Here is a 15,562-nt window from a genome sequence, read left to right on the forward strand (position 1 = left end):
GCACCGCCATGCAAAGAGTCAGCAGCGCCTCGATTCGAATCCTCTCCACCGCCGTACTGGGCGCCGGCCTGGCGCTGGTCTCCAGCCTGGCCTCGGCCGACTTCCTGCAGCCAGGCAAACTCGTCGCCGGTTCCGACCTGACCTTCTTCCCCTACGAATACGTGCAGGACAACAAGCCGGCAGGCTTCGACATCGAATTCGTCGAGGGGCTGGGCAAGCTCATGGGGCGCTCCGTGGAAACGCTGGACACCCGTTTTCCCAACCTCATCACCGGGCTGCAGGGCGGGCGCTTCGACATCACCAACTCCTCGATGTACATCACCGCGGACCGCCTCAAGGTGATCGACATGATCCCCTACCTGAAGAGCGGTGAGTCGATCATCGCGCTCAAGGGCAGCAGCTATCAGCCCAAGAAGCCGGAAGATTTCTGCGGCCACAAGATCGGCTCCATGGGCGCCACCTCCTGGCTGCAGCAACTGCACAAGCTCTCCGACGAGTATTGCGTGAAGAACGGTCTGCAGCCGATCGTCGTGAGCGAATACGGCACCGATCCCCAGACCACCCAGGCGCTGCTGTCCAAGGCCGTGGAGGCGCAGATCACCGACGCCGCCGTGGCCCGCGGCCTGGTGGAAAAGCTCGGCAATCGCGTGGTGATCTCCTCGGACACCCTGATTTACCCAGTGCTCAACGGCTTTGGCGTGAAGAAGGGCAACGATGCGGTCAAGACCGCCCTGGTGGAGGCGCTCAAGCAATACAGCGCCACCCCGGAGTACGCCGCGCTGCTGAAGAAATACAACTTCCAGGCGCCCACCGAGGCGGACATCGCCGCCCTGATGCCCAAGCCCTGAGCTTTACGGAGTCACGACCATGGCACTTTCTCCCGAGGAACGGCTGCGCATCGATCTGGCGGCGACCTTTCGCGTCATCGCCCACCTCGACATGCACGAAGCCGTCGCCAACCACTTCAGCGCCGCCGTCTCCACCGACGGCAAGCAGTTCCTGATCAACCCCAAGTGGAAGCACTTCTCGCGCATCCGCGCCAGTGATCTGCTGCTGCTCGACGCGGACGATCCCCGAGGCGCCGAGCGGCCCGACGTGGACAGCACCGCCTGGTCGATCCACGGGCAGATCCATCGCCGGCTGCCGGAGGCCCGGGTGGTGCTGCACCTGCACCCGGTCTACACCACGGCGGTGGCCTGCCTGGCCAAGCCCGAGGTGCCGCCCATCGACCAGAACACGGCGCGCTACTTCAATCGCCTGGCGGTGGACGAACTCTATGGCGGCATGGCCGATACCGAGGCCGAGGGTGCGCGCCTGGCCGGGTTGCTGGATGGCAAGCAGCGCCTGCTGATGGGCAACCACGGCGTCATGGTGATCGCCCCCACCGTCGGCCAGGCCTTCGACGATATCTGGACCCTGGAGCGTGCCTGCCAGATTCTGGTCACCGCCTGGTCCACCGGCCAGCCGCTCAAGGTGCTCTCCGCCGAGGTCGCCGAGAAGACCGCCCGCGCCTGGGAAGGCATCACCGACTTCTCCGAGCAGCACTTCGCCGAGATGAAAGAACTGATGATCCAGCAGGACCCTTCCGTGCTGGATTGATCGCCGCGGAGCCTGCGCGCTCCGCCTTCCTACTGCTTAGATGACGGCCGCACCCCGCCGCGCGGCCTAAGGGTACCCTCATGTCCACATTACCGACCACGATCGACACCCTGGTGATAGGCGCTGGCCAAGCCGGCGTCGCCATGAGCGAGCACCTGGGACGCCTCGGCATCGAGCACCTGGTGCTGGAAAAGAACCGCATCGCCGAAGCCTGGCGCACCGGTCGCTGGGATTCCCTGGTGGCCAACGGTCCGGCCTGGCACGACCGCTTCCCCGGACTGGAATTCCAGACGGCGCCGGACGGCTTTCCCGGCAAGGACGAGATCGCCGCCTACTTCGAGACCTATGCCCGGCAGATCGGCGCACCCATCCGCACCGGCGTCGCCGTCACCCGGGTGACCCGCCAGGCCGGCCAGGCGGGCTTTCTGGTGGAAACCTCGGCGGGCAGCCTGAACGCCCAGCGCGTGGTGGTGGCCACCGGTCCCTTCCAGAAGCCGGTGATCCCGGCCATCGCACCAACGGACGAGGGCCTCTACCAGATCCATTCCGCCCATTATTTCAATCCACAGCAACTGCCCGAAGGCGCGGTGCTGGTGGTGGGCGCTGGCTCCTCCGGCGTGCAGATCGCCGAGGAATTGCTGCGCGCCGGCAAGCGCGTCTATCTCTCCGTCGGCCCCCATGACCGGCCGCCGCGGGCCTATCGCAGCCGCGACTTCTGCTGGTGGCTGGGCGTGCTCGGCCTGTGGGACACCGAGACCATGCAGCCGGGCCGCGAGCACGTGACCATCGCCGTGAGCGGCGCCCGCGGTGGCCATACCGTGGACTTTCGCCGCCTGGCCCAGGCCGGCATGACCCTGGTGGGCCTTACCGACAGCTTCGTCGACGGGGTGGTGCGCTTCCGTCCGGACCTCAACCAGAACCTCGACGCCGGCGACGCCAACTACCTGGCCCTGCTCGACGCCGCCGACGCCTATGCCGCCCGCCACAGCCTCGACCTGCCCGAAGAGCCCTCAGCCCGCGAACGGGTGGCGGACGCCGACTGCATCCGTGAACCGCTCAAGGAACTGGACCTGAAGGCCGCGGGCGTCAGCTCGGTGATCTGGGCCACCGGCTATGCCACCGACTTCAGCTGGCTGCAGGTGGATACCTTTGGCGACAACGGCAAGCCCAGGCACCAGCGCGGGGTCGGTGCCGAGCCGGGCATATATTTCGTCGGGCTGCCCTGGCTCAGCCGCCGCGGCTCGGCCTTCATCTGGGGCTGCTGGCACGACGCCCGCCACGTGGCCGACCAGATCGCCATCCAGCGCCGCTACCAAGACTACCGTCCCAGCATCCAGTCGGCCGCCCACCCCCAGCAGTCGCGTAGCGCCTGACGCCCTTATCGAGACCCGGAGATCCCGCATGGCCACCCCGACCCACACCCGTATCCGCATGTTCAACACCAAGGACACCTACCCCAACCAGACCCTGGACAACGACCTCTGCCAGGCCGTGCGCGCCGGCAACACCGTCTATGTCCGTGGTCAGGTCGGCACCGATTTCGACGGCAGGCTGGTCGGGCTGGGTGATCCCCGTGCCCAGGCCGAACAGGCGATGAAGAACGTCAAGCAACTGCTGGAGGAAGCCGGCAGCGACCTCAGCCACATCGTCAAGACCACCACCTACCTGATCGATCCGCGCTATCGCGAGCCGGTGTACCAGGAGGTCGGCAAGTGGCTCAAGGGCGTCTTTCCCATCTCCACCGGCCTGGTGGTCGCGGCCCTGGGCCAGCCCCAGTGGCTGATGGAGATCGACGTCATCGCCGTGATCCCCGACTGAGGCCGCCCCATGACCTTTTCCCTCACCGCCCGCTGCGCCGAGACCGGTCAATTCGGCATCGCCATCAGTTCGTCGAGCATCGCCGTGGGCGCCCGCTGTCCCTGGCTGCAACCCGGGATCGGCGCGGTCAGCTCGCAGAACATCACCCTGCCCGCCCTGGGGCCGCGCACCCTGGAGCGACTGGCTGCGGGACAGGCTCCCAGCGCGGCCCTGGCCGAGAGCCTGGCCGGCGACGGCTACGCCGAGTATCGCCAGGTGACCGTCATCGACGCCCAGGGCCGCAGTGCCCATCACAGCGGTGCCCATACCCTGGGCGTGCACCAGGCGCGCAGCGGCCGGGACTGCGTGGGCGCTGGCAACATGCTGGCGAGCCCCGCGGTGGTGGAGGCGCTGGTGGAGAGCTTCGAAGCCAGCCAGGGCGCTCTTGCCGAGCGCCTGCTGCGGGCCATGCAGGCGGCCATGGCCGCCGGTGGCGAGGCCGGACCGGTGCACTCGGCGGCGCTGCTGGTGGTGGGCGACGCCAGCTGGCCCATCGTCAATCTGCGGGTCGACTGGGCCGAGACGGACCCCATCGGCGAGCTGGCGGCGCTGTGGCGCGCCTATGAACCCCAGTTGCAGGACTATCTCGACCGGGCGGTGCGCCCGGATCTCGCCCCCGGCTACGGCGTCCCGGGAGACGACCGATGAGCGCCAGCGGTGAACTGCTGGCGCGGCTGGTGGCCTTCGACACCACCAGCCGCGAAACTAACCTCGCGCTGATCGACTTTGTCGCCGGCTACCTGGAGGGCTTCGGCGTACCCTACGAGCTGATCCACAACGGCGAAGGCACCAAGGCCAACCTGTTCGCCACCCTGGGGCCGGCGGACGTGCCCGGTATCGTGCTCTCGGGACATACCGACGTGGTGCCGGTAGACGGCCAGGCCTGGACCCGTCCCCCCTTTGCCCTCAGCGAAAGCGCCGGCAAGCTCTACGGTCGCGGTACCGCCGACATGAAGGGCTTTCTGGCCTGCCTGCTGGCACTGGTGCCCGGGGCCAGCCGTGCGGCCCTGCGCCGCCCGCTGCACCTGGCGCTGTCCTACGACGAGGAAGTCGGCTGCCTCGGCGTGCGCAGCCTGCTCGACCAGTTGGCCCAGCGTCCGGTCAGGCCGCTGCTGTGCCTGATCGGCGAGCCCACGGAGCTGAAACCCGTGCTAGGCCACAAGGGCAAGGTAGCCATGCGCTGCCAGGTGCATGGCGCGGCCTGTCATTCGGCCTATGCGCCTCAGGGCGTCAACGCCGTCGAATACGCCGCGCGCCTGGTCGTGGAACTCGGCCGGCTCGGTGAGGCGCTCAGGACAGCGGAACGCCAGGACCCCCGCTTCGATCCGCCCTTCTCCACGGTGCAGACCGGCCTCATTGGTGGCGGCCAGGCACTGAACATCGTGCCCCAGGACTGCACCTTCGATTTCGAGATCCGCGCCCTGCCCGCCCAGGACCCCTACCAGGTGATCCATCAGCTGCAGGCCCATGCCGAGGCGACCCTGCTGCCGGCCATGCGCGCCATCAGCGGCCAGAGCGCCATCCGCTTCACCGAGCTGTCGAGCTATCCCGGCCTGGATACCGCCGTCGAAAGCGAGGCGGCCGACTGGATCGCGCAGTTCTGCGGCTCCCGCGACTTCGGCACCGTGGCCTTCGGCACCGAAGGGGGTCTGTTCGCGGCGGCCGGCATTCCCACCGTGGTCTGCGGCCCCGGCAGCATGGCCCAGGGGCACAAGCCCGACGAATTCGTCACCCAGGCGCAACTGGACGGCTGCGATGCCATGTTGGGTCGGGTGTTGGCCTTCGCTTGTCGCTAGCCCGATCATTCCATTTTGCGGAATGCTGAACTGACCAGAAAGCCCATTCCCTCGAAAGCGCCCTGATCCCAAGCTGGTAGCACCTATCGGGCCCCCTCGGCCCGCTGCCTGCCAGGAGTCGGATCATGAAGCTCTATCACACCCCGCTGTCCGGTCATGCCCATCGCGCCGTGCTCTTCGCCTCGCTGCTGGGGATCGAGGTCGAGCTGATCGACATCGATATTCCGGCCGGCGCCAATCGCACGCCGGAATTCCTCGCCCTCAATCCCTTCGGCCAGGTGCCGGTGCTGGAGGACGCTGGCGTGGTCGTCGCCGACTCCAACGCCATCCTCGTCTACCTGGCGAAGAAACTGGGCCGTACCGATTGGCTACCGGAAGACCCCGCTGGCGCGGCCGCGGTGCAGCGCTGGCTGTCGGTGGCTGCAGGCGAACTGGCCTATGGCCCGGCAGCGGCGCGCCTGATCACGGTATTCGGCGCCCGCCTGAATCCGGAAGAAGTCATCGCCCGCGCCCATGTCTTGCTCGAACGCCTGGAGGCGCACCTGACCACGGGCAAGTGGTTGGCTGCCGATCACCCGACCATCGCCGACATTGCCCTCTACAGCTACCTGGCCGGAGCGCCGGAAGGCAATGTGCAGCTGGCGCCCTATACGGCGGTGCGCGCCTTCCTGCAGCGGGTGGAGGCCCTGCCCGGCTTCGTGCCCTTTCCCGAGACCGCGGCCGGCCTCCGGGCCTGATCGCGTCGTCACGCTACTGGAGGCCAAGGCCATGCGCGAGCCCCTACCCATCTGGCACGCCGGGGAAACCTTCATCCAGGAACGGCTGGGCGTTCGTGAACGCCTGGAAGCGCTGGGGCCGCGGGTGATCCGGCCGTTCATGCCCGAGCAGCATCGGCAGTTCTTCGCTCAGCTGCCCTTCGTGGTACTGGGCAGCGTGGATGCCGCGGGCGACGCCTGGGCGACGATCCTGGAAGGCCAGCCGGGCTTTATCGCCTCGCCCACGTCCACCACCCTGGATATCGCCGCCCGCCCTGCCAGCGAGGATCCAGCAGCGCCCGGACTGGGCGCAGACGCGGCCGTGGGCCTCCTGGGCATCGAGTGGCATACCCGCCGCCGCAATCGCATGAACGGCATCCTCAGCCCCACAGCCCAGGGACTGCGCGTGACGGTGGACCAGAGCTTTGGCAACTGCCCGCGCTATATCCAGCTGCGCGACCTGAGCTTCGCTCACGAACCGGGCGCCGCCCCGCCCACGCCCGGGGAGCAGCTCGCCAGCCTGGATGTGGCGGCCCGCGCGCTCATCACCAGTGCCGATACCTTTTTCGTCGCCTCCTACGCCGACCAGCAGGACCAGCGAAGGGTCGATGTCTCGCACCGCGGTGGCAAGCCGGGCTTCGTCCGGGTAGACGCCGAGGGCCTGCTGACCATTCCCGACTTCAACGGCAATCTATTCTTCAACACCCTGGGCAATGTCGTCGCCAATGGCCGCGCCGGATTGCTGTTCGCGGACTTGGAGCGCGGCGATCTGCTGCAGCTGAGCGGTATCGCCGAGGTGCTGTTCGACTCGCCCGAGATCGCCGCCTTCGAGGGCGCCGAACGCCTCTGGACCTTTCGCCCCCAGCGTATCGTCCGTCGCCGTGGTGCCCTGGCGTGGCGCTGGCAGGCGCAGCCCGGCGGCGAGTCGGACAGCAGTCGGCTGACCGGCAGTTGGGCGGAAGCCGAGTTGCGCCTGCGGGCCAGGGCCCAGGACCGGCACTGGCGTCCGCTGCGCATCATCCGGATCGTTCAGGAGAGCGCCACCATCCGCTCCTTCCACCTCGAATCGGTGGACGGTTCAGCCCTGCCCCCCTACCAGGCCGGTCAATTCCTGCCGATCCGGGTGACACCCGAGACAGGGCAACCCTCCCTGGTGCGAACCTATACCCTGACCTCCCTCCCCGCTGACGGCCATTACCGCATCAGCGTCAAGCGCGACGGCCTGGTCTCGCGGCTGCTGCACGACCAGCTGCGCGAAGGCGACCTGATCGAGGCCCGGGCACCCGCCGGCGACTTCACCCTGGCGGTCTCGGCGGAGCGCCCCCTGGTGTTCCTCGCCGCCGGGATCGGTATCACTCCGTTGCTGGCCATGCTGCGCCAGGCGGTCCATCAGGGTCGGCGGCCAGTCACGCTGTTCTATGGCGCGCGGACCCAGGCGGAACGGGCCTTCGACCGGGAGCTGAGCGAGCTGATGGCCAGGGCTCCGGAAACGCTACGGGTGATCAGGGTGCTGAGCGATCCCGCTGCTGCCCTCCCCGGGGTGGACTATGACGTCGCCGGGCGCATCGACATGGCACTGCTGGGCCGCCAGCTGCCCTTCGGTGACTATGACTTCTACCTCTGCGGTCCCGCGGCCTTTACCCAGGGCCTCTATGACGGCTTGCGCGGTTTTGGTATCGAGGATGCCCGTATCCATGCCGAAGCCTTCGGTCCGGCCGGCCTGGTGCGCAGCGGTGCGGCGACGGCGGCGACGGTACGGCCTGCCGCGGCCACCGAGGCCGTCCGGGTGCGCTTCGCGGCGTCCGGCCAGCAAGCGCAGTGGACGCCCGCCTCCGGCAGCCTGCTGGAGCTGGCCGAAGCCCAGGGCCTGGAGCCCGCCTTCAGCTGTCGCGAGGGGCACTGTGGCAGCTGTCGCACGGGACTGCTCCAGGGCGCGGTCACCTATGCCGAGGAACCCGCCGCGGCGGTCGCCGCCGACCAGGTCCTGCTCTGTTGCGCGCGGCCCGCCGCCGGGTCCGCGCCACTGGAACTCGATCTCTAGGCTGGCCTGCCTGGCCGGGTCGACTACCATGGACGTCTTGCCGGGCCGCTCCGGCGCCCCTGAGAAGACCCCGCAGATGGATCGTTGGCAGGCGATGCGCGTATTCGTGAAGGTGGCCGAGACCGAGAGTTTCGCCCGCGCCGCCCGGGATCTGCACCTGAGCGCCCCGGCGGTGACCCGCCTGGTGGCGGGCCTGGAAGCGCTGGTCGGCGCCCGCTTGCTGGTGCGCACCACCCGTTCGGTAAAACCCACCGAGGCCGGCGTTCGCTATCTGCAGGATTGCCGGCGCATCCTCGGCGAGATCGCCGAGGCGGAACTGGCCGCGGCCGGGCACTACGTCAAGCCGGTCGGCACCCTGGCGATCACCGCGCCGCTGCTCCTCGGCCAACTGCACGTATTGCCGCTGGTGCTGGACTACCTCGAGCGTTATCCGGACGTGCGCGCCCGGACCTTCTTCGTCGACAGGCCGGTGAACATCGTCGACGAGGGCATGGACATCGCCCTGCGCATCGGCCAGTTGGCCGACTCCGGCCTCACCGCCATTCAGGTCGGCTGCATGCGGCGGGTGGTCTGCGCCGCGCCCAGCTACCTGGCGACCCGTGGCATCCCGCGGACGCCCGCCGCGCTGCGCGATCACCGCGTCCTGGTGTCCCACAGCGCCTGGTCGTCGCTGGAATGGCGTTTCGCCGGGGGACAACGGGTGGTGGTCGAGCCTTTGCTGCACAGCAACACCAATGCCGCCGCGATCAGCGCGGCCGAGAGCGGTCTGGGCCTCACCCGCGTGCCCCACTATCAGATCGCCCAGGCCCTGGCGGACGGCGTGCTGCAACTGGTACTCGAAGACCACGAGGAAGCGCCGCTGCCGGTCAATCTGATCTATCCCGAGGGCCGCCAGGCACCGGCCAAGGTCCGGGCGTTCATCGACCTGGCGGTAGCGGGATTGCGGAGCAATCCGCTGTTCAACCCGCGTCAGTGACCGAGGATCGCCTTGGTCTCCAGGTATTCCTCCAGGCCGTGGACGCCATATTCGCGCCCGTTGCCGGAGCCCTTGTAGCCGCCGAAGGGTGCCCAGGGGTTCCAGGCCGGATAGTTGAGATGTACCTGCCCGGCATGAAGACGGGCCGCCACCGCGGCGACCTGGTCGGGATCCCGGCCCTGGACGTGGGCACTGAGGCCATAGCGGCTGTCGTTGGCGATGGCGATGGCTTCCTCCACGGAACCGTAGGGAAGCAGGCAGAGCACCGGCCCGAAGATCTCTTCCTGGGCGATGCGCATGCCGGTGGTGACCGCCGAGAAGACCGTGGGCCGCGCATAGAAGCCTACCGGCTGATCCTCCGGGCGCCCCGGTCCGCCGCAGACCAGCCTGGCGCCCTCCGCCAGGCCGCTCTCGATCAGTTCCTGCACCCGGGCGAACTGGGCGCCATTGGCCAGGGGACCATGGGTCGTCGCGGGCGCCAGGGGATCGCCGACCACGAGGCTGGCCACGGTGGCCGCCGCCAGGCGCTCCACCTCCGCCAACTGGGCCTGGGGCACCAGCATCCGCGTCGGCGCGCTGCAGGATTGGCCGCTGTTACGGAAGGCGGCCAGCACGCCCTTGGCCACGGCCGTCTCGAGGTCGGCATCGGGTAGCAGCAGGTTCGGCGACTTGCCACCCAGCTCCTGGGTCACTCGCTTCACGGTGGCGGCGGCGGCCCGGGCCACCTGCACCCCGGCGCGATTGGAGCCGGTGATGGAGATCATGTCGACCTCGGGATGCTCGGCCAGCGCGGCGCCAACGGTGGGGCCGTCACCGTTGATCAGGTTGAACACCCCGGCCGGTATCCCCGCGTCATGGACCGCCTGGGCGAACAGCAAGGCGCTCAATGGCGCCAGTTCGCTGGGCTTGAGCACTACCGTGCAGCCAGCGGCCAGCGCCGGCGCGACCTTGGCGGTGATCTGGTACAGCGGCCAGTTCCAGGGGGTGATGAGGGCGCAGACGCCGATGGCCTCGCGGCGGATGCGCAGCGTACCCTCGCTGTGCTCGAAGGCGTAGTCGAGCGCGACCTCGCGCGCGACGCGCAGATGTTCCAGGGCCAGGGGCACCTGCAGGGCGCGCGCCGCGGCCAGAGGCGCGCCCATCTCCCGGGAGATGACCTGGGCGAAGATTTCGCTGCGCTGCGTCAGCAGGCCATGGAGTCGCTCCAGCAGCCGGGCCCGGGCGGCCGGGGTACGACCGGACCAGTCGCTGAAGGCCGCGCGGGCGGCCTGTACGGCCCGATCCACCTCGGCGGCGCTGCCCAGGGCCACGTCGGCCAGGGGACGTTCATTCGCCGGGTTGATCACCCTGACCCGTTCCGGGCCAGCGGCGGGCACCCAGCGACCGTCGAGATAGAAGTGGCTGGTGGTCCGGGAATCGAGCAGGTCGTGCAGCGTGGCGTCCAGCATGGCGGTGTCTCCTGAAGATTGAACGCGACTCAGCCCAGCGCCTGGGTCACCAAGGCGAAGGATCGGACACTCCCAGACGATCGTGGCGGCGTGCCTCTGGCCATGCGCGGGGCGCGATCCACGCAGGCCAGGCCGGCGGCTACCAGCCAGTCGGCCAGGCCGCAAGCGGCGAGGATGTCGATGCGCACGAATTCACCCTGGGTCGCCTCCAACAGCGGTGCGATCAGGGCCTTGGCCGCCTCGGCATCCGGCGCTACCACAGGGCCTATCACCAGGCCCCGGCCGAAGTGTCTGAGCAGGGCCAGCCCCTGCAATTCACCCGCCCGCTCCAGCCCCAGCACCTGCAACGCCTCGGGCAGCAGCTCATCCAGCAGCCGAGTACGCTGCAGACCGCTGGCGGCGTTGGCCAGGGCGATTGCCTGCGGATAGTCGGCCGGCGCCAGGCGGCGGCAGCGCGACTCGGCGAGCACCGGCGCGGCGGGCGCACTGGCCAGGCAGCCCTGGTGCTGCTGGATATGGTCGAAGGTCGCGAAACCCAGGCTAGCGTACAGCGGGGCGCCCGCCTCGGTGGCATTGAGGATGGGCGTGCGCGGCGCCGTGGCGTCCAGGCACAGCTGCATCAAGCGCCGGCCGATCCCCTTGCCCTGCTGCTCATCGCTGACGATCACCAGGCCGATGGACGAAAAGTCGCCCTGGTGGCAGGCGAAGGCGATGCCCACCAGTTGCCCCTCGTGTTCGGCGACGAACCCGTCGGCGGTGCGCTGGACCAGGGCCCAATCGGCTTCCCGATGCGGCCAGCGCAGCCGTTGCGACAGCGCATGGGCGGCCGGCAGGTCCCGGGCGGTGGCGGGGCGATAGCTGTAGGTCGAGGCGTTCATGAGCTCTCCTGGTGGGATGTCCGGGATCAGCAGGCGCGGGCCAGCGCCTCGATCTCGACGAGATAACCATGGTGCAGGTGCGGCACGGGCACCACCGCCCGCGCCGGGCGATGGTCGCCCAGGTACCCGGCATAGAGGCGGTCGAAGGTGGGCCAATGCTCGACACCCACCACATAGACGGTCACCTTGAGCAGATCCTGCGGCCCACGCCCGGCGGCGGTCAGGATGGCGCAGAGGTTGTCCAGGGCGATGCACGCCTGATCGGCGAAGCTCGCCGCCATGCTGTGACTGCCATCGGGCCGCACCGGCAGTTGCCCGGAGACATACAGCAGCCCCTGGTAGGCCACCGCCTGGCTGTAATGCCCACCAGGTGGCGCGGCGGTGGCGGTCTGGATGAATTCGGGATCAACGGCCATGCAGACGGCTCCAGGCAGTGAGGGCGCCGGTGGCGTCCACGGCGTGATAATGATCGAACTGGCCACCGGTGGCGCAGGCGTGATTGGGCAGGACGCGGAGGCGACTGCCCACGGGGAAGCGCTGCTCCAGATCGGCGGGCGCCCCTCCCGCGAAGCTGATCATGCCGTGCTCCTGATTGGCGCCGGACAGGAGCGCGCCTTCGAGCCAGGTCCCGTCCAGGTCGCAGACCTGGCCGTAACCGAAATCGCGTTGCTGTCGCTGGGTACCGCGGTCGCGACTCAGCGCCATCCAGCCGGCGTCCACCAGTACCCAGCCCTTTTCCGGCTGGTGGCCGATCACCGTGGTGAGGACACTCAGCGCCAGGTCGTCGGCGCGGCAGATGCCGACGTTGAGCATCACCAGGTCCTGGAAGACATAGACCCCGGCACGCACCTCGGTGACGCCGGTCAGGTCCAGGGCCGACAGCGCCGTGGGTGTCGAGCCGATACTCACCTGCGGACAGGCGAAGCCCTGGGCCCGCAGCCGCTCGGCGGCCGCCACGCAGAGGGCGCGCTCCTGCTCGGCCAGCGCCTGCAAGGCCGTGGGCTCGTGCAACTCGTAGCTGGAGCCGGCGTGGGTGAGCACGCCCACGAGAGTCATACCGCCGGCCCGCAGCACCTCGGCGACCTGCAGCAGTTTGGGATCGTCCGGCTGCAGGCCGGCGCGATGACCGTCGCAGTCGATCTCCAGCCAGACGTCGAAGGCTTCGGCATGGCGCTGTCCGGCTTCGACGATGGCGCGCGCCCCCGCCAGGCTGTCGGTGAGAATGCCGAGCCGGCAGCCCCGCCGCCGCAGCGCCCGCACCTGCTCCAGCCGCGCCGGGGCGATGGCCACGGCATAGAGCACGTCGGTGATGCCCAGGGCGAAGCAGGCCTCGGCCTCCTGCAGCGTGGAAACGGTCACGCCCTGGGCGCCCGCGTCCAGTTGCCGGCGCATGACCGCCTCGCTCTTGCTGGTTTTCACATGGGGCCGCAGGCGTACGCCGAGGGCGTCCATGCGTGCTTGCATGAGCTGGATGTTGCGGGTCATCCGCGTCTCGTCGATGAGTGCGGCGGGGGTATCGAGGGTGAGCAGGGACGGGGTCATGGCAGGGACTCGACCAATGGACGATGGCTCGACTGTACCCAGCAAGCCTAAACCTGTGCTTCAATTCAAATGACTCATTCCTTCAGCTCAGATTAATGATCGCCATCGAAGACCTGCGCCTGATGGTGCTGCTGGCCCGTTCCGATTCCTTGAGCGCGGCGGCGCGCGCCCTGAACGTCTCGCCGCCCGCCCTCTCCACTCGGCTGCGCAGGCTGGAGACGCGGCTCGGCGTGGCCCTGGCCAATCGCGATGCTCGGCGGCTGAGCCTCACCCCCGATGGCGAACGCCTGGCCCAGGAATGCGCCGAGCTGCTCGAACGCCTGGACGCCCTGCCCGAGGCGTTCGCCCGCCACGACCAGCCATTGGTGGGTACCCTGCGCCTGGCGGCACCCTTCGGCTATGGTCGCCAGCGCATCGCTCCGCTGCTGGCCCGCTTCGCCAGCCTGCATCCAGGCGTGCGCCTGCAACTGGACCTGCGCGAGACGCCCTGGCCCGATCGACACGACAGCGACGCGGTCATCCATATCGGCGCCATCGAGGACAGCTCCTGGATCGCCAAGCCCCTGGCGCACAACGAGCGCTGGCTGTGCGCCAGTCCCGCCTACCTGGCCGAGCACGGCGTGCCCCGGGAGCCGCAGGACCTGCTGCGGCACCGTTGCATCTGCATCCGCGAGAACGACGAGGACGTGACGCTCTGGCAGCTCCGCCACGCTGAGGAGCGCCGGACACTGCGCATCGAACCTGCGCTGCTGACCAACGACGGCAGCGTGGCCCGACGCTGGGCGGAACAGGGCCAGGGCATCGTGCTGCGCTCCGAATGGGACGTGGCCGACGCCATCGCCCGCGGCGCACTGGTCCGGTTGCTGCCGGACTGGCGTTTCGATCGTGCGCCCATCACCCTGCTGGTCCCCGCGCGCAAGCAGCGCAGCGCCCGGCTCCAGGCGCTGGCGCGCTTTCTCGACCGGGCGGTGAAGGGGCTGGAGGCGGACACCGACGCGCAATAAAGGCAGCGCCCGAGGGCCGCCGCAGAAACTGCGGCGAGGCGGTGAGGAACACCGCGGGCACCGCTCAGGCACCCTGCATTTCGGCATTCGCCACCGTGGCCGCTCCCTAGACTCAGGGACTGACCTGCCACTGGGAGCGCCACCATGCCACTGCACCCCGATCTGCGAGACCCACGCCTGTTCAAGGAATCCGCCTATGTCGACGGTCGCTGGATAGCCGCCGACAACGGCGCCACCTTCGCCGTGGAAAATCCTGCCACCGGCGCCGTCATCGCCCAGGTGGCGGCACTGGAGGCGACGGAAACCGCCCGCGCCATCGCCGCCGCGGAAGCGGCCTGGCCGGCCTGGCGCGAGCGTCCGGCAGCCGAGCGCGCGGTCCTGCTGGAGCGCTGGCACGCGCTGATGCTGGAGCATCAGGAAGACCTGGCCCTGCTGATGACCCTGGAACAGGGCAAGCCCCTGGCCGAGGCGCGCGGCGAGATCGCCTATGGCGCCAGCTTCGTCAAATGGTTCGCCGAGGAAGCCCGGCGCAGCTTTGGCGACATCCTGCCCGCCCCCGCCCGGGATCGCCGGGTGCTGGTGCTGCGGCAACCGGTGGGAGTCGCCGCCGCCATCACCCCCTGGAATTTCCCCAACGCCATGATCACCCGCAAGGCCGCGCCGGCGCTGGCCGCCGGTTGCCCGGTGGTGATCAAGCCCTCGGACCTCACCCCGCTGTCGGCCCTGGCGCTGGCCGAACTGGCCGAGCGCGCCGGCTTTCCGCCCGGCGTATTCAACGTGCTCACCGGGATGCCCGCCGGCATCGGCGGCGAACTGACCGGCAACCCCGCGGTGCGCAAGCTGTCCTTTACCGGCTCCACGCGCATCGGTCAGCTGCTGCTGGCCCAGTGCGCGGCCACGGTGAAGCGCACCAGCATGGAACTGGGCGGCAATGCGCCCTTCATCGTCTTCGACGACGCCGATCTGGACCTGGCCATCGCCGGGGTGCTGCAGAGCAAATTCCGCAACGCCGGCCAGACCTGCGTCTGCGCCAACCGCATCCTGGTGCAGGACGGCATCCACGACCGCTTTGCCGAGCGGCTGGCCGCCGAGGTGGCCAAATTCAAGGTGGGCAACGGCCTGGAGGCCGGCGTGACCTTGGGTCCGCTGATCAATCGCCTGGCGGTGGACAAGGTGGCGCGCCATGTCGACGACGCCCTGACGCAGGGCGCCAAGGCACTGTTCGGCGGACCGCCCAGCGGCCGCGACCAGTTCGTCGCCCCCACGGTCCTGACCGACGCCACGGCGGACATGCTGCTGGCCCGCGAGGAGACCTTCGGCCCGGTGGCACCGCTGTTCCGCTTCCGCGACGAAGCCGAGGCCCTGGCGCTGGCCAATGCCACGCCCTACGGCCTGGGCGCCTACTACTACACCCAGGACCTGCGCCGCGCCTGGCGCGTCGGCGAACAGCTGGAATTCGGCATGGTGGCCCTCAACACCGGCACCCTGTCGATGGAGGTCGCCCCCTTTGGCGGCGTGAAGCAATCCGGCCTGGGCCGCGAGGGCTCGCACCTGGGGCTGGACGAGTACCTGGAGGTCAAGGCCTGGCACCTCGGCGGCCTCGCCTAGGCTTAGCTGAAAACTGCCTGCGCTCGGCCATGCTGCGTTGAAAATCAGCTGGGTCGCC

15 protein-coding genes are annotated in these 15,562 nt (G+C 69.1%); 11 read left to right on the top strand and 4 right to left on the bottom strand.

What is annotated here, in order from left to right:
- Nucleotides 1–8 precede the first annotated feature (8 nt).
- The 9 genes from PVZ72_RS07460 to PVZ72_RS07500 all read left to right on the top strand — a co-directional run bounded on the left by PVZ72_RS07460 (nucleotide 9) and on the right by PVZ72_RS07500 (nucleotide 9,024).
- Nucleotides 9–848 (top strand): ABC transporter substrate-binding protein, encoded by an 840-nt coding sequence (locus PVZ72_RS07460; RefSeq protein WP_273861580.1) that lies wholly within the window; start codon nucleotides 9–11, stop codon nucleotides 846–848.
- 19 nt (nucleotides 849–867) lie between these two features.
- Nucleotides 868–1,599: a class II aldolase and adducin N-terminal domain-containing protein gene (locus PVZ72_RS07465; RefSeq protein WP_273861581.1), complete on the top strand. Its 732-nt coding sequence runs from the start codon at nucleotides 868–870 to the stop codon at nucleotides 1,597–1,599.
- 80 nt (nucleotides 1,600–1,679) lie between these two features.
- On the top strand, nucleotides 1,680–2,972 hold the full coding sequence (locus PVZ72_RS07470; RefSeq protein ID WP_187979238.1) for a flavin-containing monooxygenase: 1,293 nt from the start codon (nucleotides 1,680–1,682) through the stop codon (nucleotides 2,970–2,972).
- Nucleotides 2,973–3,000: 28 nt separating this feature from the next.
- On the top strand, nucleotides 3,001–3,417 hold the full coding sequence (locus PVZ72_RS07475; RefSeq protein WP_133861749.1) for a RidA family protein: 417 nt from the start codon (nucleotides 3,001–3,003) through the stop codon (nucleotides 3,415–3,417).
- 9 nt (nucleotides 3,418–3,426) lie between these two features.
- On the top strand, nucleotides 3,427–4,104 hold the full coding sequence (locus tag PVZ72_RS07480) for a DUF1028 domain-containing protein (RefSeq protein WP_187979236.1): 678 nt from the start codon (nucleotides 3,427–3,429) through the stop codon (nucleotides 4,102–4,104).
- Nucleotides 4,101–5,252 carry an acetylornithine deacetylase gene (gene argE, locus PVZ72_RS07485; RefSeq protein ID WP_273861582.1) on the top strand — a complete coding sequence of 384 codons (1,152 nt, stop codon included), beginning with the start codon at nucleotides 4,101–4,103 and terminating at the stop codon, nucleotides 5,250–5,252. Before PVZ72_RS07480 ends, argE begins: the two co-directional genes overlap by 4 nt.
- A gap of 125 nt (nucleotides 5,253–5,377) precedes the next feature.
- The gene (locus PVZ72_RS07490; RefSeq protein WP_273861583.1) at nucleotides 5,378–5,989 is read left to right on the top strand and encodes a glutathione S-transferase family protein; all 612 of its coding nucleotides are present in this window, start codon (nucleotides 5,378–5,380) and stop codon (nucleotides 5,987–5,989) included.
- Nucleotides 5,990–6,020: 31 nt separating this feature from the next.
- On the top strand, nucleotides 6,021–8,048 hold the full coding sequence (locus PVZ72_RS07495) for a 2Fe-2S iron-sulfur cluster-binding protein (RefSeq protein WP_273861584.1): 2,028 nt from the start codon (nucleotides 6,021–6,023) through the stop codon (nucleotides 8,046–8,048).
- Between the two features lie 76 nt (nucleotides 8,049–8,124).
- Nucleotides 8,125–9,024, top strand: a complete 900-nt coding sequence (locus PVZ72_RS07500; protein WP_273861641.1) for a LysR family transcriptional regulator — start codon at nucleotides 8,125–8,127, stop codon at nucleotides 9,022–9,024.
- On the opposite strand, the gene PVZ72_RS07505 is transcribed toward PVZ72_RS07500, so the two are convergent.
- Genes PVZ72_RS07505 through PVZ72_RS07520 form a run of 4 tightly spaced genes read right to left on the bottom strand, consistent with a single transcriptional unit; the run spans nucleotide 9,018 to nucleotide 12,892 of the window.
- On the bottom strand, nucleotides 9,018–10,472 hold the full coding sequence (locus tag PVZ72_RS07505) for an aldehyde dehydrogenase family protein (RefSeq protein ID WP_273861585.1): 1,455 nt from the start codon (nucleotides 10,470–10,472) through the stop codon (nucleotides 9,018–9,020). The two genes, PVZ72_RS07500 and PVZ72_RS07505, sit on opposite strands and share 7 nt — an antisense overlap.
- A 29-nt stretch (nucleotides 10,473–10,501) precedes the next feature.
- Nucleotides 10,502–11,350 carry a GNAT family N-acetyltransferase gene (locus PVZ72_RS07510; RefSeq protein WP_273861586.1) on the bottom strand — a complete coding sequence of 283 codons (849 nt, stop codon included), beginning with the start codon at nucleotides 11,348–11,350 and terminating at the stop codon, nucleotides 10,502–10,504.
- Nucleotides 11,351–11,376: 26 nt separating this feature from the next.
- Nucleotides 11,377–11,766: a RidA family protein gene (locus PVZ72_RS07515; RefSeq protein WP_187979230.1), complete on the bottom strand. Its 390-nt coding sequence runs from the start codon at nucleotides 11,764–11,766 to the stop codon at nucleotides 11,377–11,379.
- Complete coding sequence (locus tag PVZ72_RS07520; protein ID WP_273861587.1) at nucleotides 11,756–12,892, bottom strand: DSD1 family PLP-dependent enzyme; 1,137 nt, start codon at nucleotides 12,890–12,892, stop codon at nucleotides 11,756–11,758. Before PVZ72_RS07520 ends, PVZ72_RS07515 begins: the two co-directional genes overlap by 11 nt.
- A gap of 95 nt (nucleotides 12,893–12,987) precedes the next feature.
- On the opposite strand from PVZ72_RS07520, the gene PVZ72_RS07525 reads away from it, so the two are divergent.
- Complete coding sequence (locus PVZ72_RS07525) at nucleotides 12,988–13,896, top strand: LysR family transcriptional regulator (RefSeq protein ID WP_273861588.1); 909 nt, start codon at nucleotides 12,988–12,990, stop codon at nucleotides 13,894–13,896.
- A 144-nt stretch (nucleotides 13,897–14,040) separates the two neighbouring features.
- Entirely contained in the window at nucleotides 14,041–15,504 is a 1,464-nt protein-coding gene (locus PVZ72_RS07530; RefSeq protein ID WP_273861589.1) for an NAD-dependent succinate-semialdehyde dehydrogenase, read from the top strand.
- Nucleotides 15,505–15,562: the final 58 nt, after the last annotated feature.

The sequence above is a fragment of the Pseudomonas sp. LA5 genome (assembly GCF_028640825.1).
In the GTDB taxonomy this organism is placed as follows: domain Bacteria; phylum Pseudomonadota; class Gammaproteobacteria; order Pseudomonadales; family Pseudomonadaceae; genus Chryseomonas; species Chryseomonas aestiva.

Bases quoted from the DNA above. Each gene is read 5' to 3' on its own strand.
- PVZ72_RS07460 (WP_273861580.1), top strand. From the start codon at position 9: ATGCAAAGAGTCAGCAGCGCCTCGATTCGAATCCTCTCCACCGCCGTA.
- PVZ72_RS07465 (WP_273861581.1), top strand. From the start codon at position 868: ATGGCACTTTCTCCCGAGGAACGGCTGCGCATCGATCTGGCGGCGACC.
- PVZ72_RS07470 (WP_187979238.1), top strand. From the start codon at position 1,680: ATGTCCACATTACCGACCACGATCGACACCCTGGTGATAGGCGCTGGC.
- PVZ72_RS07475 (WP_133861749.1), top strand. From the start codon at position 3,001: ATGGCCACCCCGACCCACACCCGTATCCGCATGTTCAACACCAAGGAC.
- PVZ72_RS07480 (WP_187979236.1), top strand. From the start codon at position 3,427: ATGACCTTTTCCCTCACCGCCCGCTGCGCCGAGACCGGTCAATTCGGC.
- argE (WP_273861582.1), top strand. From the start codon at position 4,101: ATGAGCGCCAGCGGTGAACTGCTGGCGCGGCTGGTGGCCTTCGACACC.
- PVZ72_RS07490 (WP_273861583.1), top strand. From the start codon at position 5,378: ATGAAGCTCTATCACACCCCGCTGTCCGGTCATGCCCATCGCGCCGTG.
- PVZ72_RS07495 (WP_273861584.1), top strand. From the start codon at position 6,021: ATGCGCGAGCCCCTACCCATCTGGCACGCCGGGGAAACCTTCATCCAG.
- PVZ72_RS07500 (WP_273861641.1), top strand. From the start codon at position 8,125: ATGGATCGTTGGCAGGCGATGCGCGTATTCGTGAAGGTGGCCGAGACC.
- PVZ72_RS07505 (WP_273861585.1), bottom strand. From the start codon at position 10,472: ATGCTGGACGCCACGCTGCACGACCTGCTCGATTCCCGGACCACCAGC.
- PVZ72_RS07510 (WP_273861586.1), bottom strand. From the start codon at position 11,350: ATGAACGCCTCGACCTACAGCTATCGCCCCGCCACCGCCCGGGACCTG.
- PVZ72_RS07515 (WP_187979230.1), bottom strand. From the start codon at position 11,766: ATGGCCGTTGATCCCGAATTCATCCAGACCGCCACCGCCGCGCCACCT.
- PVZ72_RS07520 (WP_273861587.1), bottom strand. From the start codon at position 12,892: ATGACCCCGTCCCTGCTCACCCTCGATACCCCCGCCGCACTCATCGAC.
- PVZ72_RS07525 (WP_273861588.1), top strand. From the start codon at position 12,988: ATGATCGCCATCGAAGACCTGCGCCTGATGGTGCTGCTGGCCCGTTCC.
- PVZ72_RS07530 (WP_273861589.1), top strand. From the start codon at position 14,041: ATGCCACTGCACCCCGATCTGCGAGACCCACGCCTGTTCAAGGAATCC.